The organism is Kluyvera sp. Awk 3 (assembly GCF_028069715.1).
Lineage (GTDB): Bacteria > Pseudomonadota > Gammaproteobacteria > Enterobacterales > Enterobacteriaceae > Kluyvera > Kluyvera georgiana_A.
This window is the reverse complement of record NZ_JANEWH010000017.1, coordinates 24,625-42,860: the sequence shown is the minus strand read 5'-3', so window position 1 is coordinate 42,860 and position 18,236 is coordinate 24,625. Positions and strand designations below refer to the sequence as shown.

Here is an 18,236-nt window from a genome sequence, read left to right as displayed (position 1 = left end):
GGACGCGGGGTGGAGCAGCCTGGTAGCTCGTCGGGCTCATAACCCGAAGGTCGTCAGTTCAAATCTGGCCCCCGCAACCAATTAAAATCAGAAGCAGTAACGTTACTCGATGGAAGAGTAATGACGGACGCGGGGTGGAGCAGCCTGGTAGCTCGTCGGGCTCATAACCCGAAGGTCGTCGGTTCAAATCCGGCCCCCGCAACCAATTAAAATCTGATGCAAGTTTACTCGATGAAGAGTAAAGACGGACGCGGGGTGGAGCAGCCTGGTAGCTCGTCGGGCTCATAACCCGAAGGTCGTCGGTTCAAATCCGGCCCCCGCAACCAATTAAAATGACACCCATCAGGGTGTTTTTTTTTGCCTGTTATCCAGCGAAAGTACGCCATCCTCACGAATGGCGCGCCGCTTCCCTACCCTTCTTTATGCTCGCGCATAATCGTATAAATCTTTTCAATATCAATATGCTGACGCATTGATTCCGCCAGGATATCGAACTGCTGCGCCTTATACTCCGCATAGTGAAAATCGTTATCCCGTGCCGGTAAGCCTTTGCGTTCACGCAGCCCGTTGACCAGCGCACGCGTAAAGGCGTCGCTATCGAACAGCCCGTGCAGATAGGTGCCAAACGCCAGTCCGTCCGCGCTAACCGCGCCATCCGCTTGATGCTGGCCGTTTTTACACAGCTGCATTAACGACAGCGCGTTGTCCGCCAGCACCGTCTCGCCCATATGAATTTCATAGCCTTGCAGCGCCATACCGGACACCCCCGCCAGCCAGCCCGGCAGGGCGGTGCTGAGCGTTGCCGTGGCCCGCGTGGTGGTTTTCTGCGGTGCAAAACGCGTGACGGTATTGAGCAGCCCCAATCCCGGCAGCGTCCCCAATCCGGATTCCACTTCATCTATCAGCATATCGCCGAGCATCTGATAGCCACCGCAAATGCCCAGTACCGGCACACGCTGATGTTGCGCCTGGAGAATCCCGTGCGCCAGCCCGCTATCCTGCAGCCACAACAGATCGCCCAACGTGTTTTTACTGCCCGGCAGAATAATCAGGTCCGCGTCCGCCAGCTCTTGCGCATGGCGCACGTAGCGTACTCGGACGTCCGGCTGGGCGGCCAGCGCGTTGAAGTCGGTAAAGTTAGAGATATGCGGCAGTTGCACCACGGCAATATCCACATCACGCTCGCCCGCGCTGCGGTACTTGCCATTTTGCAACGCGACGCCGTCCTCATCTTCCAGCTCAACCTCCAGCCACGGCATCACGCCCAATACCGGCACGTTCGTCAGCGCTTCAATTTGTGAAATCCCGGAATGCAGCAGCGCCACATCGCCGCGAAACTTATTGATGATCACCCCCTTCACCCGCGCCCGTTCGTGGTCGCGCAGCAGCGCCAGCGTGCCGTAAATCGCCGCGAAAACGCCGCCGCGATCGATATCCGCCACCAGAATCACCGGGCACTGCGCCATCTCCGCCATGCCCATATTGACGATATCGCGGTCGCGCAGGTTGATCTCCGCCGGGCTACCCGCCCCTTCCAGCACCAGCACGTCATACTCGCTCGCCAGACTGCGATAGACGCTGAGGATTTGCTCGCGCAGACGCGGTTTGTAGTCGTGATAGCTGACGGCGTCCATATTGTCCATATTGCTCGCCACTTCTCCCATCAGCACAATCTGCGCTTTGCGGTCGCTGGTTGGCTTGAGCAGAATGGGATTCATCCGCACGTCCGGGGCAATACCTGCGGCTTCCGCCTGAAAAATCTGCGCCCGCCCCATCTCTTTGCCGTCCGGGGTAATCCCGGAATTGAGCGCCATATTCTGCGATTTGAACGGCGCGGTGCGCAGGCCATCCTGATAAAAAATCCGGCATAGTCCCGCCACCAACATACTTTTACCGACGTCGGAAGCCGTGCCTTGTAACATAATGGCCTGGGTCATATCGTTCCTTTTTCTCGCATTCGGCGGAAAAACTCCGCCTCGGTTTTGCACAGCGGCAGCCCAAGCTCCGCATGCAGCTTCACCAGCCACGGCTGGCTCAACCCCGCCTGTTCCATCAACTCACGCTGGGCGAATACCTCGCCGGGAGCGCCCTGCGCCAGCACTTCCCCCTGGCGCAGTACATATACCGCGTCGCTGACTTCATAAATCAAATCAATATCGTGGCTGGAAATTACCACATGATTGCCCTGCGCGACGATACGCTTGATGATGTCTATCATCTGCGCGCGTCCCAATGGGTCCAGCCCGGCTGTCGGTTCATCCAGCAGCAGGTAGCGCGCGTTCAGCACCAGCGCGCCGGCAATCGCCACGCGCTTTTTCTGCCCGTGGCTCAGGCATTGGATCGGCTGTTGGCGAAAATGCTGAGCGTCGACAAGCGTGAGCGCATCGTCGATACGCCGCGCAATCTCCGTCTCCGCCACGCCGATATTGCGCAGGCTGAAGGCAATATCGCTGTCGATATCGGTATAGAAAATCTGCTGGTCCGGGTCCTGAAAGACGGTGGTCACCTGCTGGCGCAGCGCCAGCAGCCCGCGTTTGCTGTAGTCCAGCGGTTTACCCTGCCACAGCACCGCCCCCTGCTGCGGACGCAGCAGCCCGCTGAGGTTCATAAACAGCGTCGATTTCCCGCACCCGTTGGCGCCCACCAGCCCGGTGACGGCCTGGCGAGAAAAATCCAGCGTTAACCCTTTAAGAATGGGCGCATCCTGGTAGCGAAACTCCAGGTCAGAGGTGGCAAGCATGGCGTTCCTTAAAGATGAAAATCACCCTGATACAGTTTGATATCCAGCGCGGTGCTCATCTGCTGATAACGCATCAGCACCCGCGTAAACAGCAGGCTCACCAGCATCGCCAGCGAGCGATAGCCGAGACGCACATTGCGGTAACCAAAGCGCAGCGTCTGCGCCCGGTGAATGGCCATGGCTTCGTCAATCAGGATAAAGATAAAGCGCCAGGTCAGCAGAATCTGCTCGGTGAGCAGACGCGGCACCCGCGCCCGCTTGAGTAGCACAATCAGCTGTGGGAACGGCAGGTTCAGCACCAGCCAGAAAGTGGCTGAGAGTGCGGCGAGGCTGCGCCAGAAGGTCGCATTGGCGGTCGCGATTCCCTGTGCGGTAACGCCCAGCCAGTACGGCCCAATCGGCGCGCCCGCCAGCAGCGTCTGTGGATCGCGGCTGACGCTAAAGACAATCGTCAGCACACCTACCACGAGGAATCCCAGCGGCAGCGCCATCCAGCGGCACCAGCGCCACAGCGAGATGCGCAGCAGCCAGCAGGTGAACGCCGCCGTTATCACCATCAGCAGCGCCTGCCACAACGGCGGCAGGCTGAAGGCCAGCCCCATCAACAACAGCCAGAACAGAAACTTACGCTCGGGGGCGATGTGAAACCAACGGCTCTGGTAGCTTAGTCTGTCAAGACCGGTCATCACGACGCTGACGCCCTTTGTAATAGCCGAGAATATAGAAAATCACCGCCGCACCGAGGGAGCCCTGTAAGGTAAACAGCAGGCTTTCTATTTCACCGCTCGCCGGTTCATACAGCGGCTGGAACCACGGCTGATAATCCGGCGCAATGGCCTGAATCTGGCTTTCAGCCTCGCCGTCGGAACCACCGTATTCACCGCCGTGGTTAATGAAGAACGGCAGGATCATCAGCGCAATAACCAGCGCCAACAGGCTCAACGTTTTTTTCATCTTAATGCCCTCGCGCCGGGATCAACTGCCGTTTGGTCAGTTGGTCGTAGATCATCACCGTTAACAATCCTTCAGCAATGGCGATCGGAATCTGCGTCAAACAGAAGATCGCCATAAACTTCAGGCTCGATCCGATAGCGCCCGCCTGCGGATCCGGAAAAGCGACGCCCAGCTGTAGCGAGGTGACAAAGTAGGTCGCCAGATCCGCAAACATGGCGCAGAGAAAGACCGATACATCGCGACGGAACCCCGCCTTACAGGCCATTTTCCACACCAGATAGCCGACGATGGGGCCAATCACCGCCATCGATATGCCGTTCGCGCCGAGCGTTGTCAGCCCGCCGTGCGCCAGCAATAGCGCCTGGAACAACAGCACGATCGCGCCAAGAATGGCCACGACGCCCGGCCCGAACAGGATCACCGCCAGCCCGACGCCTGTCGGGTGTGAGCAGCTCCCGGTTACCGACGGGATCTTCAACGCTGAGAGTACAAAGATAAACGCCCCGCACAGCGCCAGCAGCACCTTCTGGTTGCTATCGTCCTGCACGATGCGGCGCAGGCGCACCAGCCCGTACCACAGGCACGGCAAGAACAGCAGCCACCAGGCCAGCGCCCACATCGGCGGCAGAAAGCCTTCCATAATGTGCATGGCGAACGCCTGCTCCGGCACCACCAGCAGCAACAGCGCCGCTGCCAGACCGCTCAACGACAGCTTTTTCAATTGTTGATCCGCTTTCATCGTTTCGCCTCCCACTGCTTGTTCACCAGGATGGTCGAGAAATAGGGCAGCGGCTGATCGTCATGAACCTCGGCCAGATTGCGCCAGCACTGCTCGCCGGGCAGCGTCGCTTCGGCCATCAGCAGCGCGTGGTTCAGCAACCCGGCTTTCGCCAGCAGCGCTTTGATCCGCGGGAAACGCCCGTAGACCTTCATCAGCACCAGGCTGTCGTGCTGCGCCAGCGCGCGCTCAATCTCTTCTTCCGGCGCGGTGCAGGCGACCACCGCCAGCGACTGCTGCTCCATCGCCAGCGGCATTTGCGCACCAGCGGCAATAGCGGCAAACGAGGTCACGCCGGGCACAATCTCCAGCCACGCCGGGTGTCCGATGCGCTGGAGTAAAAAGACCCAGGTGCTGAACAGCATCGCATCGCCAAGGGTAATGAAGCCGACGTTTTTTCCGGCCTCCACTTCACGCACCAGCGCCGCCGACACGTCATCCCACACCGCCTCTTTTTCGGCGTTGTCGGCGCTCATCGGGAAGTGACAGCAGCGCACTTCCGTCTGCTCGCCGAGATACTCACGCACGATAGAGAGCGCCAGGCTGTCACCGCCTTTGCGCCCTGCCGGGGCATAGAGAATATCCAGCGAGCCCAGAATGCGCGCCGCGCGTACGGTAATCAGGTCAGATGCACCCGGCCCGGTGCTCAGGGCATACAGTTTGCCGCTCATGCCGCCTCCAGAGACTGCTTTAGATGCTCAACAAACATCGCCCGTACCACCGGGTTTTCCCCCAGTCCACGCAGCCACGGCGTGGCGGGAATACCGGCGGCATTAAACAGCGTTTTCCACGAATCGTCTTCGTCGGAGGCCATGTCGTTAATCGCATGGTCGCCCGCCACCAGCATCAGCGGCATCAGGTGCACGGCACGTACGCCCTCTTTGCTCATGCTGTCGATCAACACCTCCACTTCCGGGTAGCTCTCCACCGCGCCAACCCGCGCCGGGAAACGCTGGGCGGTCATCATATGGTCGAGGCAGGCGTAAGCGGCAAAGGCGTGGTGGCTGGCGCCGTGGCCCATAAACACCACCTTTTCGTTGGCGTTGAGCGCTGGCATCTGATGTTCCAGCGCCTGCATTAAACGTTGGTAGTCGTTGTGGCTGCTCAGCAACGGCGTGCCCAGCGTCAGACGTTTAAACCGTGGACGCTGACTCTGCACTTCGCGGGCGATTTTTTCATATTCGTCGCCGTTGATAATATGCAGCGACTGGACGGCCACATCGTCATAGCCCAGTTCGGCGAGCTTTTGCAGCGCTTCCAGCGGCGTGTCGGTATCAATCCCATCGCGCTGTTTGAGCTTGCGGATAATCATCCCGGAGGTAAAGGCGCGAAACAGTTCGCGGTCCGGGCAGCTGGCCGCCAGCGCCTGTTCGCAGGCGACAATATTTTTCTCGCAGGTGTCGTGGTAGCTGGTACCAAAACTCACCACCAATAGGGCTTTTTTCATGTTGAATTCCTTATGCCGAAGCCTGCCAGCGCGCCAGGCGCTCGGCAAAGGCCGGTAAACTGTCGAGTAGCTCATCGCCGCCGACCAGCGGCATCGGGCGGGTAATGACCACGCAGGGAATGCCGGCATCAAGGCACGGCTGCACCTTTTCCTGATAGCCGCCTTCTGCGCCGGAAGCTTTGGTGACCACCACGTCGGCGCGACAATGGCGGTAAAACGCGGCGTTAAACTCAGCGCTGAACGGTGCGCAGATCGCGAAAATGTCGCCAACGCCAAAGCCCAGGCTGACGCACTGCTGTACCACCTCAGGGACGGGCAACACGCGGGCAAGCAGCGTTTTTTCCGGCAGACCCGCGCGCCACTGCGCCAGGTCCTTGCTGCCGGTGGTCAGCAGCACGCGCTGGCCCAGCGGGCGTATCAGCGCGCAGGCCTCCTCGATGCTGGCGACGTAATGCAGCAGTGGTTGCGCTAGCGCATCAAGCTGATCCGGGCGCTGATAGCGGCTCAGCAAAACGCCCGCCTGTGAGCAGGCGTCGAGTACGTTACGGCTGACGGCTTCGGCATACGGGTGCGAGGCATCGATCACCCAGCGGGTACCGTGCGCCTGAAGCCAGGCCACCATCTCCGCACAATCCAACCGCCCGCAGCGCACCTGTCCCTGAATATCCCCGGCCAACGCCTCGCCGGTAGGCGTGGCGACCGAGACGGTGTATTGCACATTTGCCGCATCCAATAGCTGGCAAATTGCCCGCGCATCGCTGGTGCCGCCCACCACCAGAACCTTCCCGAAACTCACAGCACGTAGCCTCGCGGGGTAATCATCAGCCCGTCCTGCACGTAAGTGGTTTTGTTGCCGACGATGACCAGGCTGGTCATATCCACCGGTTCAAAATCCATCGCGCCGAGGGTCGTGAGCCATTTTTCCTGCTTTTTACGTCCGGCAGATTTCACCACGCCCACCGGGGTGTCGGCGCTTTTAACGGCGGAAAGTAGTTCAAAGGCGCGCGCCAGATGCCCTTCGCGGCCCCGACTGCGCGGGTTATAGAAGCAGATAACAAAGTCGGCTTCCCCGGCGGCGATAATGCGTTTTTCAATCACCGGCCACGGCGTCAGCAGGTCGCTCAGGCTGATATGGCAGAAGTCATGCATCAGCGGCGCGCCCAGCAGCGAGGCGGCGGCAATGCTGGCGGTCATCCCCGGAATCAGCCGCACTTCCACGTCGAGCTTCTGTTTACTGACCAGTTCAAGCACCAGCCCCGCCATGCCGTAGATGCCCGCGTCGCCGCTGCTGATTAGCGCCACGTTGTGCCCGGCCTGCGCCAGTTCAATCGCCGCCTGACAGCGTTCAATCTCTTTGCACATCCCGGTTTTGATCACCTGCTTGTCGCCGGTAAAAGCCTTCACCAGATGGGTGTAAGTTTTATAACCGACGACGATTTCCGCCGCCTGCAGCGCGTCGACGGCCTCCATGGTCATCATCGCCTGCGAGCCAGGGCCAATTCCAATAACGCTTAACATCAGTGTGTTACTCCCAAAGTAATGGTGATGCCCTGTTCGCGCAGGGTCTCACCGAGTAGATGCCCATTGCTCAGCAGCCACGCCGCCGGGCCGGAAACGCTGCCGACGCCGACCGTTTGCTTCACAAACAGCGACGAGGGAAAACGGTGTTCGTGTTCGCGAAGGGCGTCCACGCTGAACACGTTAAATGGCACGTCAAGGTCGCTTGCCAGCTGAATCAGCCCCAGCTCGTCCTGCTTGAGGGCGATGCTGCCGATAGCCTTCAGCGCCAGCGGGTCTACCTCCTGGCACGCAAGCTGACGATGCAACAACTCGCCAAGCAGCGTGCAAGGCGTGCCGCGTCGGCAGCCAATGCCTGCCACAATGCGTCGTGGCACCAGTTTCCAGTGCGGCAACGCCAGTTCGGGCAGCGCAGTGCGCAGGGTGATGCACACCAGCGCATCCAGCTCAGGCAGCGCGTTCAGGTCGCTGACGGTAATAAACCCGCGTCGGTCGCAGCGGCTGACCTCATCGGCAAACATGTCGTCCCACCACAGCCCCACGCGCTGCTGGCTAACCAGCATCTGGTTAACGGTTTTCACCGCCGTGCGGAAGTCGTGCATCCACGCGTTAAGCTGGCAGGCCAGCGTATCCAGCGCCGCCACGTCGTTAACGTCGGTAGCGGTAGTGATAACCGGGTCGACGCCGAGAATGCCCGCCAGATGCCGGGCGAGATTGTTCGCCCCGCCGATATGCCCGGAGAGCAAGCTGATGACGTGCTGACCGCGTTCATCAATCACCACCACCGCCGGGTCGTGGAATTTATCGACCAGCAGCGGCGCAAGCGTGCGCACCGCAATCCCGGTCGCGCCGATAAAAATCAGCGCCGTATCGCGATGAAATGCCTGCCCAACGCTCGCCGCGAAGCCGCCATCAAACGGCAGGAATCCCGGTTCCACCAGCCCTTCGCGGGTGTAACAGGCCATCGGCAGCGCGGCGCTCAGCCGTTTTGCCAACGCCACGCCGCCGGGGGTCAGGCAAAAGAGCGCAATGCGCTCAGGCTTTGCGGTATTCATGGCTAAAGTCTGCGGCGTAGAGACGCGAGTAGTGGTACTCCTCGCCGAGGAAGTCACCGACCAGGATCAGCGCGGTTTTGCGTATATCGGCATCGCGCACCTTGTCGGCGATATCCAAAAGCGTGCCGCGTACGGTCTGGCTCTCAGGCCAGGTAGCTTTGTAAATCACCGCCACCGGCGTAGTTGCCGGGTAGCCGCCCTCCATCAGCCGCTCGGCGACTTTGTTAATGCGCTGCACGGAGAGGTAAATCGCCATCGAGGTGCGATGTTGCGCAAAGGACTCCAGCTGTTCGCGCTCCGGCACCGGGGTGCGCCCTTCGAGGCGAGTGATGATAAGGCTCTGCGACACTTCCGGTACCGTGTACTCGACACCCAGCTCCGCCGCCGCGCCGAGAAACGCGCTGACCCCCGGAACCACCTGCCAGGCAATGCCGCGACGGGTCAGCTCTTCGCCCTGCTCACGCACCGAACCGTATAGCGACACGTCGCCGGTTTGCAGGCGTACCACCATTTTTCCGGCCTTCACGCCCGCTTCCATCAGGTCGAGAATTTGCTCAAGGTGCAGCTCGGCGCTGTCGTGACACTCGGCCTCAGCCGGGCAGTAGCTCAGCAGTTCGGGGTTAATCAGCGAACCGGCGTAAATCACCACCTGCGCCTGTTGTAACAAACGGTAGCCCTTCAGGGTGATCAGGTCGCGGTCGCCGGGGCCTGCGCCGACAAACCAGACACAGCGTGAATCAAAGGCATCACTCATGGATTTCTTCCTTCTGACAGGCAATCACAAAAACGGGGTTATGCGGTTTGAAATAGTGGCCGCTGCCCAGCGCGGTAAACGCCGAGACGTTCAGCTGCTGGCAGTCCACCGCCGTCACGCCCGCCAGCTGGAGGTGTTCGAGGGCGCAATGCAGGTTTTCCTGCAAAATAAAGGTCATCACCAGCCGCCCACCGGGGCGCAGATGGCGCAGCGACCAGTCAATCAGCGCGGTAAGGTGACCGCCGCTGCCGCCCATAAAGATCGCGTCGGCGCGTTCGACGCTGACGTCAGGGGCTTCAGCGGCAATAATCGACACGTTCCCGCAGGCAAAGCGCTGGCAGTTTTCCGCCAGCAAACGCAGCGCCGCCGGGTTGCGTTCAATCGCCGTGACCGCCAGCGTCGGATTTTGCAGCGCGGCTTCAATCGACACGCTGCCGGTCCCCGCGCCGATATCAATCAGGTGGCTGGCCCAGTGCAGCTCCAGCTTTGAGAGCGCCAGCGCCCGCACCGCTTCCTTGGTCATCGGCACCTTTTCGCCGCGCAGAAACAGCTCATCTTTCATCGAGGATCACCACCGTGTTCATCTCATAGTCGTTGTGGACTGCGCTCACCGGCAGCCAGTGAATGCGCTCGTTGTCCAGCGCCAGATTTTCGCCAATCACCATCCAACGATGGCCCTTACCGCGAGCAACCAGCGCGGCGGCAATCTCTTTCGGCCCGCAGCGTTTATCGGTGACCATCGCCACCTTGCGATGCGCGGCGAGCGTGTCGAAGCACACGTCGCGCCCGTGGCTGCTGGTTAGCCACATGTCGTTCATATCAATGCCCGCCCGCGCGCACAGGTACTGCACCGCGCTGACGCCGGGGACCACCTGCACGTTTTCACGGCCGAAGTGAGCAATCAGCCGCGTGCCGATGCCGTAAAACAGCGGGTCGCCGGAGGCCAGCACTACCACGTTCTGTGTCGCACGTTGGCTAATCCATGTCAGTACCTGCGCAATATTGGCCCCCAGCGGGCAGCGCTCGCCGGTAAAGTCCGGGAACTGCGCCAGGTGCCGCGTGCCACCGACCAGCGCGTCAGCGCGCGCAACGGCTGCTTGCGCCAGCGGCGTCATCAACTGCATGCCCGCCGGCCCCATCCCCACAACGGTTAACATTGCATGTCCCTCACGATATCGCCGACCGGACGGTTGCTACCGAGGAGCTGGTTATCAAACGAGAACATAATGGCGTCGCAGATGGGGGGATTTTGCGTAAAGCGCAGACGTTGCAGCACGCGCTGACAGATACGTCCGGCAAGGTGGTTGTAGAGAGACTGGAAGCCATAGGCCTCGATATGCTCCATCGCCGCCTCGGTGGTGTCGCATTCACTCACCAGGGTGAGCAGTTCAAGCGGCGCGCCGAGCAGCGCCAGATGCGCCACCAGCGTCTCCATGCGCCCGTCGGCGATATGGCTGTGGGTGTGGAAAATCCCGGCGGCGATTTTAACCAGCTTACCGGGGTGACCAATCAGCACAATCTGGCGGAAGCCAAGGCGCACCGACTCTTCAATCATGTAGCCGACGAAGTTGCTCATGGTGACCACCACCTGTGAGTCAATGCCCATCTGTTCACGCACGAAGCGCTCGCCGTGGTTGCCCGGCACCAGCACCACCCGTTCCAGCCCGGCGGCGCGCTTCATTTCCAGCTCCAGCGCCAGCGAGCGCTTCCAGCTCTCTTCCGACATCGGCGTCACAATGCCGGTGGTGCCGATAATCGAGATCCCGCCCAGAATACCCAGCCGCGAGTTATAGGTTTTCTTCGCCCGCTCCTCGCCCTCCGGGGCAAAAATCTCCACCTCAGCGCCGCGCGCCGGGCCGATGGCCTCACGGACGGCGATTTCAATAGTGTGGCGCGGGGTACGGTTAATCGCCGCGCTGCCGATGGGCAAGCCGATGCCTTTGCGGGTGACCGTGCCAACGCCTTCACCACCGTGCAGGATAATCTCGCCGCTGTCGTTAAGGGTCACGCGGGCGAAAATCAGCATCCCATGAGTAGCATCAATGTCATCGCCGCCGTCCTTGCGAATGGCGGCAATCCCCTGCTGACCTTCCACGTGCGGCGACTCTACGTTCAGGTTCAGCGTGACGCCCGACGGCGTGACGATCGATACCTGGTGAATCAGGTGCTGACGCATCACCATTAGCGCGGCAACCTTCGCCGCCGCCGTGGCGCACGAACCGGTGGTGTAGCCCTTGCGCAGCGCCTTGCCGTTATGCCAGACCGGGGCGTCGAAGGCAGCGTCGTTCATTGCGCGGCCTGCAGATGGTAGAGAATGGCGTTAACGATCGCCGCCGCGACGTTGCTGCCGCCTTTGCGCCCCAGCGCGGCGATGCCCGGCAGGCTGCTTTTACTCAGCGCCTCTTTCGATTCCGCCGCGCCGACAAACCCGACCGGCACGCCAATCACGCCGCTGACGTCCAGATCTTCATGCTCCATCAGGCGGAACAGCGCGGTGGGCGCATTGCCAAAGACGAACACTTTGTCGCCCTCTTCTTTGGCGGCAATATCCACCGCCGCCATCGAGCGGGTAATGCCCTGCGCTTTGGCTTCGCGCACCACGCGCGGGTCGCTGATGTAACAGCGGCACTCGCCGCCGAAGGTCGCCAGCAGATTTTTATTGATGCCGGAGAGCGCCATGGTGGTATCGGTGTACAGCGTGCATGGGCGGCTGAGCGCTGCACTCAGCCGGGTTAAGGCATCGGGCGCGAACCACAGAATATCCAGCCACTCAAAATCGGCGGTGGTGTGGATCACCCGTTTGATAATCGCCTCGTGCAGCGGGCTTTCGAAACGATACGCCGGGCGGGTTTGCGTGATAATGTCGCTGATGATTTCGAAGCTCTTGCGCTCAATCGCTTGCGGTTGCTGGATATAGTTCATGCTGTTCTCCTCAGGCCGCGCCCATCAATCCGTACCTGACCGCCATAAACAGCAGCAGGGCCAGCGTGGAGGCCACCCACATCAGTCGTATCGTTCGGGAAATGTCATCGATGGCGATAGCGCGTCGGGCATCGCCGATCCACGGCTTCTCCACACGCTGACCAAAATAGTCGTTCGGGCCGCCGAGCCGCACGCCCAGCGCCCCGGCGACGGCGGCCTCTGACCACGCGCAGTTCGGGCTGCTGTGGTTGTAACGGTCACGCCAGCCGATGCGCAGCGCGCGCGGGCCGTCAAAACGGCAAAGAAATGCGGCTACGCTTATCAGCAGCCAGCTCAAGCGAGCGGGAATAAAATTGGCGACATCATCCAGCCGGGCGCTGACCATGCCGATAGCGCGGTACTTTTCATGTTTGTAACCCACCATCGAATCAAGGGTGTTGACGGCTTTGTAGGCCATGGCCAGCGGCGCGCCGCCGAGCAGCAGGAAGAAGAGCGGCGCGATAATGCCATCAACGGTGTTTTCCGCCACTGTCTCCACCACCGCACGGTTAATCTGCTCCGGCTGGAGCTGTGAAGTATCACGGCCGACAATCCATGAGAGTTTAATTCGGCTCTCGGCCAGGTCGCCCGCGCGTAGCGGGCGCTCAACATCCTGTGCAGAGCGGGCCAAGCAGCGTCCGGCCAGCACGGTGAAAATCATCCAGACCTCAACGCCCCAGCCCAGCCACGGGTGAATCAACGTCGCCAGGTGCAGCACGCCCCAGGCGATGCCGTAGGTCAGCCCTACCACCGCCAGCCACATCACGCCGCCGCCGATACGCAGGGCGCGATCTCTGCGACAAATACGGCGCACGACGCGCTGAACGAAATGAATCAGGTTACCTATCCAGCGCACGGGATGCGGCCAGCTCTGCGGATCGCCGATAAGAAAGTCGAGCAGCCATGCACAGCACCAGGCGAGCAGCGTCATAGAACGCTCCTTGCGGCAGTAAACCAGTGATTCAGCATGTCAGGGCGCTGGGCAAAGTGAACGTGGAGATAGCTGGCAAACGTGTTGCCAAGCTGCCAGCCCCCCTGCCATCGCTGAAGCACGACGCCATCGCGAGTTTTTCGGCAGGCCATCGCCGCCGGGAGTCGAGCGGTGAAATCAGAGTAGTGGAACTCGTGACCACGCAGCACTTCGCCGGGCGCGGCAAGCAGCGTTTGCTGCTCAGCCTGCGCTTCACAGTAACCAAAACGGGTGAGACGTTTGCCCATTTTGCTGTCGCCGGGGAGAATGTTTGCCATGGCGTATACCTCGCCCTGCGCATCCTCCAGCGTGGTGCCGAGATACATCAGGCCGCCGCATTCGGCGTAAATCGCCACGCCGCGCTCATGCGCCGCCCGCAGCTGGGCCAGCATCGGCGCGTTGGCGGCAAGCGCTCGGGCGTGCAGTTCCGGGTAGCCGCCGCCGAGCCAGATCATCTGGCAATCGGGAAGTGCCGTGTCATGCAATGGGCTAAAGCGGACAAGGGTCACGCCCGCGCGTTCCAGCAGCGCGAGATTATCCGGGTAGTAGAAATTGAACGCTTCATCATCCGCGACCGCGAGGGTAAGCCCCTCGCCGCTGGCCGGCATCGGTGGCCACTCGCCCGGCGGTAACGTGTTCAATACGCTCAGTTCCAGCAGGCGATCAACATCCAGCGTCCGTTCCAGCGTCGCGGCGAAATCCTGCCACGGCTGCGCATCGATGAGCGATTCTCGGGCGGTGACCAGACCAAGGTGACGTTCCGGCAGTGATACCCCTTCCGCGCGCGGCACGTAGCCGAGCACCGGCAGGTCGCAGTAACGCTCAATGGCGTTTTTCAGCAGTTGGAAGTGGCTATCGCTGTTGACGCGGTTGACGATGACGCCCGCGATATTCAGGCTCGGGTCGAAGTGCTGAAACCCCATCACCGTGGCGGCAATGGAGGTAGAGACCGCCTTGCCGTCCACCAGCAGAATCACCGGGCAGCCCAGCTGTTTCGCCATCGCCGCGCTGCTGCAATAGTTGGGGTCGGTACCGTAACCATCATAGAGGCCCATCACGCCTTCAATAACGGCAATATCGGCCTGCTGCATCTGTTCGCCGAACAGCGCATTGAGCGTAGAAGGGGGCAGCATAAAACTGTCGAGATTGCGGGACGCGACGCCACACAGTGCGGTGTGCCAGCCGGTATCGAGGTAGTCCGGGCCGACTTTGTAGGGCTGAACGCGCAGGCCGCGCTGCTGGAGCAGCCTCAGCAGGCCGAGCGTCACCGTGGTTTTACCACAGCCGCTGCCGGTGCCTGCGAGGATAAATGCGTGCTGTCTGGCTGCCATACCCTGACCCTATTCAGGGTGGTTCTCGGGTATAGCCGTGCGCACGCCCAGTCCGAAGACTGTGCGACTCAAAGCAACCCACTTCCCACCGAAGTTGTTGTGAATGGCCAACAGGCAGGTCTTCTGGCTTAGCGTCATCCTCACCCGCCCTTCCCGATCCTCAGGATCAGTGGTCTTCACGGGGTCGTCAGCATTACAGCAGCGGGGGCTGCGAGGGATTTACACCCTCTTCCCTGGCACATACTATGCCAAACCTGTTGGTTGCAGATTTATGCCGGCACATCGGCCCGCATAAAATAAAAAGCAGGTTACTCTAGCGCCGCGAAAGAAGGATTTCGTTGCGCTATGACAATACCGGCATATTTATTTACGGTAGTTATATTTCGTTTGGCAAGGCAAGGAAAATCATGAGCGTGGCGCGCTGTCCCGCCTCCGGTGGGGAACTGATTCAGGGCTGGATTCTCGGCAGCGAAAAGCTCGTCTCCTGCCCGATAGACTGGTATAGCACCGTGGAAGTGCGCGAGGGCGTGCCGCTCGTCAATGAGCGACCGCTAGCGCGGGCGATGGTCAATACGCTGCTGGCGCGCTGGGGCTATCCGCTAACGCTGAGCCAGACGCTACGCATTGAGCTTGACTCGACCATTCCCGTGGCGAAAGGGATGGCCAGCAGCACCGCTGATATTGCCGCCACTGCCGTTGCCACTGCGCATCATTTAGGACATTCACTCAGTGAATCTGAACTGGCGGCGCTGTGCGTATCGCTGGAGCCGACGGACAGCACCCTGTTTCATGCGCTGACGCTTTTCGATCACCACCATGCCCAAACCCAGATTGCCTGCGCCCCCGCCCCCCATTTTGACCTGCTGGTGCTGGAGAGCCCGGTTCAGCTTCGCACCGCCGACTATCACCGCCTGCCGCGACGCACGGCGCTGGAGGCCAACGCTGAGGTGCTGCAACAGGCATGGGATAAGGTACAAACCGCCTGCACAGGCAGCAATCCCAGCCTGCTCGGCGAAGCGGCGACGCTCAGCGCTGTTGCGAGCCAGACTCTGCTGCCAAAGCCGGGTTTTACGGCGCTGCTTTCACTTGTCGAGCGGTGTGGCCTGTACGGCCTGACGGTGGCGCACAGCGGCAGCGTGGTCGGGCTGATGCTCGACCGTCGCTATCATGATGTGGATTATCTGCACTGGGCACTGGCACAGCGCGACCTGGCGGCGCACTGGCCGCAGCGGCATCTGCTCGCGTCAGTGAATGGCGGGGTTCAGGCCAGCGCCTGACGCAGCGCCGTCAATAACCGCTGGTTTTCTTCGCAACTGCGAATCGCCACGCGGAAGTAGCGCCCGTCCAGCCCCGGATAGTTGGCGCAGCTGCGAATCAGAATCTGTTTTTCCAGCAGCGCATACTGCAGATCAACCTCCGCTCGCTCGCAGCACAGGAAAAGATAGTTCGCCCGCCCCGGATACACCTTCAGCCCCTCAATCTCACCCAGTGCCCGGTAAAAGCGCGTGCCTTCGTCAGCTAACCAGCGAAACGTCGCCTGTTGATAATCATGATCGTTGAGCACCACCTCGCCGGCCAGCGCGGCAAAAGCGTTGATTGACCACGGCATCTGCCGCTGACGCAGCCAGGCTACCGCTCGTTCATCGCTGTTCAGCAAATAGCCCAGCCGAAGGCCGGGAATGGCATAGAATTTGGTGAGCGATCGCAGCACCCAGACGTGCGGATACTGCGCCAACCGTGGGATAAAGCCCGCTTCATCGGGAATAAAATCGAGAAAGGCTTCGTCGAGGACCAGCGCGATTTCCAGCGCGCGACAGCGTTCGGCGATTGCCGTCAGCAGCGCGCCATCCGGCAGCAGGCCGGTAGGGTTATTTGGCGTGCAAAGAAACAGGCAGTCCAGCTCGGCGGTCAGCGCCGGGAGAATACGGTCAGTCAGCTGCCAGTCGTCCTCTTCACGCAGGAAAAAGGTCTCGATGGCGCAATCAACGGTTTCCAGCGCCCGGCGATATTCGGCAAACCCGGGCGCAACCACCATCGCCCGGCGTGGGCGCAGCCCCTGGACGAGCGTAAAGATGGATTCAGTTTCGCCGTTGCCCGCCAGAATCCATGTCGGCGGAACGTTATGGTGCGCCGCCAGCGCCTGATGCAGCTGCTGATACTCGACGTCAGGGTAACGTTCGGCGCAGCTGAGCTGGGCGACAATCGCGCGTTTTAAGCTTTCAGGCATACCCAGCGGGTTAATGTTGGCGCTGAAATCCAGCAGTTGGTCGGCGGCAACTCCCATCAGCGCCGCCGCTTCGCGGATATTGCCGCCGTGGGCGCTTTTCAGACGCGACACGCCCGGTTACCCGCGCCGCGCCAGCGTTGCGCCGTCGGCGAAGTAGGCCTTAATGCCAGCGAGGATCGACTCGGCCACTTCCTGCTGGAACTTCGCGGTTTTCAGCTTGCGTTCTTCTTCAACGTTACTGATAAACGCCGTTTCGACGAGGATCGACGGAATATCCGGCGCTTTCAGCACCGCAAATCCGGCCTGCTCAACCTGATTTTTATGCAGGTTGTTAATCTGCCCCATCTTCTTGAGCACCGCTTTCCCAAACTTCAGGCTGTCGGCGATGGTCAGCGATTGCACCATATCGAACATGGTGTGGTCGACGTAGCGGTCGCCACTTTTGCTGACGCCACCGATCAAGTCCGAGGCGTTCTGGGTCTGCGCGAGGTATTTCGCCGCCGTACTGGTGGCTCCTTTGGTGGAAAGCGCAAACACCGATGAGCCGCTCGGCTGACGGCTGGTAAAGGCATCCGCGTGAATAGAAACAAACAGGTCGGCGCGCTGTTTCTGGGCTTTGGCCACCCGCACCTTCAGCGGAATAAAGATATCTTCGTTGCGCGTCATGTAGGCTTTCATGTTGCCTTCTTTCTCAATCAGCGCGCGCAGGCGACGGGCGATTTGCAGCACCACGTCTTTTTCTCGCGTCTTATACAGCCCCACCGCCCCGGAGTCTTCACCGCCGTGTCCGGGGTCAAGCATAATGACAATTGGTCGATCGCGACCGGCTTTCCCCGGCTGCGGCCCGCTCTGAGCCGGCGGCACCTGCTTTTCGAGGCCGTCTTTGTTGTACTCTTCCAGCAGCGCCAGCAGCGGATCCTGCACATCGTTCGCGTTAGCGGGGTAGAGATCCATCACCAGACGTTCTTTAAAGTTGGCAACCGGCGCGAGGGCAAACAGCTGCGGTTTGACGTCCTGCTTCAGTTCAAACACCATGCGCACGGTCTGCGGGTCGAACTGGCCGACACGCGCGGATTTAATGAACGGATCGTCACCGCGAATCTGCGCCGCCATCCCTTTCAGCACCGAGTTGAGGTTCACCCCTTCAAGATCAACCACCAGGCGGTCGGGATTGCTCAACGCAAACTGCCGATACTTGAGCACGCGGTTGGACTCCACCGTAACGCGCGTGTAGCTGGACGCAGGCCAGATGCGGACGGCCACCACCTGACTGACGGCAGCGAAACCAACCTGACTGACACTTAGCAACCACATGGCGCCCGCCCCTTTTAACAGGCGGCGACGACTCAAAGACTGACTTCCTGACATGCTCTATCCCAGGCAAAAAAAGACGATTTCAAATTAAGCAAAATATGATTGACCGAAAACTTTAACCAAAGGCGAATAAACTGTCATCTATAAAAGGGTAAACATTCGTTGGTTAAGCGAAATTTGGCGGAGA

20 protein-coding genes, 3 tRNA genes and 1 riboswitch are annotated in these 18,236 nt (G+C 60.5%); of the genes, 4 read left to right on the top strand and 19 right to left on the bottom strand.

Going from position 1 to position 18,236, the window contains the following annotated elements; all coding sequences use genetic code 11:
• The first annotated feature begins 3 nt into the window (after nucleotides 1-3).
• The 3 genes from NNN71_RS05980 to NNN71_RS05970 all read left to right on the top strand — a co-directional run bounded on the left by NNN71_RS05980 (nucleotide 4) and on the right by NNN71_RS05970 (nucleotide 326).
• Nucleotides 4-80 (top strand) — tRNA-Met (locus NNN71_RS05980).
• Between the two features lie 48 nt (nucleotides 81-128).
• Nucleotides 129-205 (top strand) — tRNA-Met (locus NNN71_RS05975).
• A 44-nt stretch (nucleotides 206-249) separates the two neighbouring features.
• Nucleotides 250-326 (top strand) — tRNA-Met (locus tag NNN71_RS05970).
• Between the two features lie 84 nt (nucleotides 327-410).
• Here NNN71_RS05970 and NNN71_RS05965 read toward each other — a convergent pair.
• Genes NNN71_RS05965 through NNN71_RS05885 form a run of 17 tightly spaced genes read right to left on the bottom strand, consistent with a single transcriptional unit; the run spans nucleotide 411 to nucleotide 14,508 of the window.
• A complete protein-coding gene (locus NNN71_RS05965; RefSeq protein WP_271458081.1) occupies nucleotides 411-1,937 on the bottom strand; it encodes a cobyric acid synthase in 1,527 nt (508 codons plus the stop codon).
• Complete coding sequence (locus tag NNN71_RS05960; protein ID WP_271458080.1) at nucleotides 1,934-2,740, bottom strand: energy-coupling factor ABC transporter ATP-binding protein; 807 nt, start codon at nucleotides 2,738-2,740, stop codon at nucleotides 1,934-1,936. Before NNN71_RS05960 ends, NNN71_RS05965 begins: the two co-directional genes overlap by 4 nt.
• Nucleotides 2,741-2,748: 8 nt before the next feature.
• Nucleotides 2,749-3,426 (bottom strand): energy-coupling factor ABC transporter transmembrane protein, encoded by a 678-nt coding sequence (locus tag NNN71_RS05955; protein WP_271448192.1) that lies wholly within the window; start codon nucleotides 3,424-3,426, stop codon nucleotides 2,749-2,751.
• Nucleotides 3,413-3,694, bottom strand: coding sequence for an energy-coupling factor ABC transporter substrate-binding protein (locus tag NNN71_RS05950; RefSeq protein ID WP_271458079.1), 282 nt, complete (start codon nucleotides 3,692-3,694; stop codon nucleotides 3,413-3,415). The genes NNN71_RS05955 and NNN71_RS05950 overlap by 14 nt, the downstream gene beginning before the upstream one ends.
• A 1-nt stretch (nucleotide 3,695) precedes the next feature.
• Nucleotides 3,696-4,433, bottom strand: a complete 738-nt coding sequence (gene cbiM, locus NNN71_RS05945) for a cobalt ECF transporter S component CbiM (protein ID WP_271458078.1) — start codon at nucleotides 4,431-4,433, stop codon at nucleotides 3,696-3,698.
• Entirely contained in the window at nucleotides 4,430-5,143 is a 714-nt protein-coding gene (locus NNN71_RS05940; protein ID WP_271458077.1) for a cobalt-factor II C(20)-methyltransferase, read from the bottom strand. Before NNN71_RS05940 ends, cbiM begins: the two co-directional genes overlap by 4 nt.
• Nucleotides 5,140-5,919, bottom strand: coding sequence for a sirohydrochlorin cobaltochelatase (cbiK, locus tag NNN71_RS05935; protein ID WP_271458076.1), 780 nt, complete (start codon nucleotides 5,917-5,919; stop codon nucleotides 5,140-5,142). Before cbiK ends, NNN71_RS05940 begins: the two co-directional genes overlap by 4 nt.
• A 10-nt stretch (nucleotides 5,920-5,929) precedes the next feature.
• Nucleotides 5,930-6,715 (bottom strand): cobalt-precorrin-6A reductase, encoded by a 786-nt coding sequence (locus NNN71_RS05930; protein WP_271458075.1) that lies wholly within the window; start codon nucleotides 6,713-6,715, stop codon nucleotides 5,930-5,932.
• A complete protein-coding gene (locus NNN71_RS05925; protein ID WP_167575113.1) occupies nucleotides 6,712-7,437 on the bottom strand; it encodes a precorrin-3B C(17)-methyltransferase in 726 nt (241 codons plus the stop codon). Before NNN71_RS05925 ends, NNN71_RS05930 begins: the two co-directional genes overlap by 4 nt.
• Nucleotides 7,437-8,492, bottom strand: a complete 1,056-nt coding sequence (gene cbiG, locus NNN71_RS05920; RefSeq protein WP_271458074.1) for a cobalt-precorrin 5A hydrolase — start codon at nucleotides 8,490-8,492, stop codon at nucleotides 7,437-7,439. Before cbiG ends, NNN71_RS05925 begins: the two co-directional genes overlap by 1 nt.
• Nucleotides 8,473-9,246: a cobalt-precorrin-4 methyltransferase gene (locus NNN71_RS05915; RefSeq protein ID WP_271458073.1), complete on the bottom strand. Its 774-nt coding sequence runs from the start codon at nucleotides 9,244-9,246 to the stop codon at nucleotides 8,473-8,475. The genes cbiG and NNN71_RS05915 overlap by 20 nt, the downstream gene beginning before the upstream one ends.
• Complete coding sequence (locus NNN71_RS05910) at nucleotides 9,239-9,808, bottom strand: decarboxylating cobalt-precorrin-6B (C(15))-methyltransferase (RefSeq protein WP_271458072.1); 570 nt, start codon at nucleotides 9,806-9,808, stop codon at nucleotides 9,239-9,241. The genes NNN71_RS05915 and NNN71_RS05910 overlap by 8 nt, the downstream gene beginning before the upstream one ends.
• Nucleotides 9,798-10,403, bottom strand: coding sequence for a cobalt-precorrin-7 (C(5))-methyltransferase (locus tag NNN71_RS05905; RefSeq protein ID WP_167575109.1), 606 nt, complete (start codon nucleotides 10,401-10,403; stop codon nucleotides 9,798-9,800). Before NNN71_RS05905 ends, NNN71_RS05910 begins: the two co-directional genes overlap by 11 nt.
• Nucleotides 10,397-11,536, bottom strand: coding sequence for a cobalt-precorrin-5B (C(1))-methyltransferase CbiD (gene cbiD, locus NNN71_RS05900; protein ID WP_271458071.1), 1,140 nt, complete (start codon nucleotides 11,534-11,536; stop codon nucleotides 10,397-10,399). Before cbiD ends, NNN71_RS05905 begins: the two co-directional genes overlap by 7 nt.
• Nucleotides 11,533-12,168: a cobalt-precorrin-8 methylmutase gene (locus NNN71_RS05895; RefSeq protein WP_271458070.1), complete on the bottom strand. Its 636-nt coding sequence runs from the start codon at nucleotides 12,166-12,168 to the stop codon at nucleotides 11,533-11,535. Before NNN71_RS05895 ends, cbiD begins: the two co-directional genes overlap by 4 nt.
• A gap of 10 nt (nucleotides 12,169-12,178) precedes the next feature.
• Complete coding sequence (gene cbiB, locus NNN71_RS05890) at nucleotides 12,179-13,138, bottom strand: adenosylcobinamide-phosphate synthase CbiB (RefSeq protein ID WP_223803910.1); 960 nt, start codon at nucleotides 13,136-13,138, stop codon at nucleotides 12,179-12,181.
• Complete coding sequence (locus NNN71_RS05885; protein ID WP_271458069.1) at nucleotides 13,135-14,508, bottom strand: cobyrinate a,c-diamide synthase; 1,374 nt, start codon at nucleotides 14,506-14,508, stop codon at nucleotides 13,135-13,137. Before NNN71_RS05885 ends, cbiB begins: the two co-directional genes overlap by 4 nt.
• A 96-nt stretch (nucleotides 14,509-14,604) precedes the next feature.
• Nucleotides 14,605-14,781, bottom strand: a riboswitch (cobalamin riboswitch).
• Nucleotides 14,782-14,915: 134 nt separating this feature from the next.
• On the opposite strand from NNN71_RS05885, the gene NNN71_RS05880 reads away from it, so the two are divergent.
• A complete protein-coding gene (locus tag NNN71_RS05880) occupies nucleotides 14,916-15,785 on the top strand; it encodes an L-threonine kinase (RefSeq protein ID WP_271458068.1) in 870 nt (289 codons plus the stop codon).
• Here NNN71_RS05880 and cobD read toward each other — a convergent pair.
• Nucleotides 15,770-16,846: a threonine-phosphate decarboxylase CobD gene (gene cobD / locus NNN71_RS05875; RefSeq protein WP_271458067.1), complete on the bottom strand. Its 1,077-nt coding sequence runs from the start codon at nucleotides 16,844-16,846 to the stop codon at nucleotides 15,770-15,772. The genes NNN71_RS05880 and cobD overlap by 16 nt on opposite strands.
• 6 nt (nucleotides 16,847-16,852) lie before the next feature.
• Complete coding sequence (amiC, locus tag NNN71_RS05870) at nucleotides 16,853-18,103, bottom strand: N-acetylmuramoyl-L-alanine amidase AmiC (RefSeq protein ID WP_064543004.1); 1,251 nt, start codon at nucleotides 18,101-18,103, stop codon at nucleotides 16,853-16,855.
• Nucleotides 18,104-18,236 lie beyond the last annotated feature (133 nt).

What these genes read in the sequence shown, in the direction of transcription:
- NNN71_RS05965 (WP_271458081.1), bottom strand. Translation starts at nt 1,937, where the DNA reads ATGACCCAGGCCATTATGTTACAAGGCACGGCTTCCGACGTCGGTAAA.
- NNN71_RS05960 (WP_271458080.1), bottom strand. Translation starts at nt 2,740, where the DNA reads ATGCTTGCCACCTCTGACCTGGAGTTTCGCTACCAGGATGCGCCCATT.
- NNN71_RS05955 (WP_271448192.1), bottom strand. Translation starts at nt 3,426, where the DNA reads ATGACCGGTCTTGACAGACTAAGCTACCAGAGCCGTTGGTTTCACATC.
- NNN71_RS05950 (WP_271458079.1), bottom strand. Translation starts at nt 3,694, where the DNA reads ATGAAAAAAACGTTGAGCCTGTTGGCGCTGGTTATTGCGCTGATGATC.
- cbiM (WP_271458078.1), bottom strand. Translation starts at nt 4,433, where the DNA reads ATGAAAGCGGATCAACAATTGAAAAAGCTGTCGTTGAGCGGTCTGGCA.
- NNN71_RS05940 (WP_271458077.1), bottom strand. Translation starts at nt 5,143, where the DNA reads ATGAGCGGCAAACTGTATGCCCTGAGCACCGGGCCGGGTGCATCTGAC.
- cbiK (WP_271458076.1), bottom strand. Translation starts at nt 5,919, where the DNA reads ATGAAAAAAGCCCTATTGGTGGTGAGTTTTGGTACCAGCTACCACGAC.
- NNN71_RS05925 (WP_167575113.1), bottom strand. Translation starts at nt 7,437, where the DNA reads ATGTTAAGCGTTATTGGAATTGGCCCTGGCTCGCAGGCGATGATGACC.
- cbiG (WP_271458074.1), bottom strand. Translation starts at nt 8,492, where the DNA reads ATGAATACCGCAAAGCCTGAGCGCATTGCGCTCTTTTGCCTGACCCCC.
- NNN71_RS05915 (WP_271458073.1), bottom strand. Translation starts at nt 9,246, where the DNA reads ATGAGTGATGCCTTTGATTCACGCTGTGTCTGGTTTGTCGGCGCAGGC.
- NNN71_RS05910 (WP_271458072.1), bottom strand. Translation starts at nt 9,808, where the DNA reads ATGAAAGATGAGCTGTTTCTGCGCGGCGAAAAGGTGCCGATGACCAAG.
- NNN71_RS05905 (WP_167575109.1), bottom strand. Translation starts at nt 10,403, where the DNA reads ATGTTAACCGTTGTGGGGATGGGGCCGGCGGGCATGCAGTTGATGACG.
- cbiD (WP_271458071.1), bottom strand. Translation starts at nt 11,536, where the DNA reads ATGAACGACGCTGCCTTCGACGCCCCGGTCTGGCATAACGGCAAGGCG.
- NNN71_RS05895 (WP_271458070.1), bottom strand. Translation starts at nt 12,168, where the DNA reads ATGAACTATATCCAGCAACCGCAAGCGATTGAGCGCAAGAGCTTCGAA.
- cbiB (WP_223803910.1), bottom strand. Translation starts at nt 13,138, where the DNA reads ATGACGCTGCTCGCCTGGTGCTGTGCATGGCTGCTCGACTTTCTTATC.
- NNN71_RS05885 (WP_271458069.1), bottom strand. Translation starts at nt 14,508, where the DNA reads ATGGCAGCCAGACAGCACGCATTTATCCTCGCAGGCACCGGCAGCGGC.
- NNN71_RS05880 (WP_271458068.1), top strand. Translation starts at nt 14,916, where the DNA reads ATGAGCGTGGCGCGCTGTCCCGCCTCCGGTGGGGAACTGATTCAGGGC.
- amiC (WP_064543004.1), bottom strand. Translation starts at nt 18,103, where the DNA reads ATGTCAGGAAGTCAGTCTTTGAGTCGTCGCCGCCTGTTAAAAGGGGCG.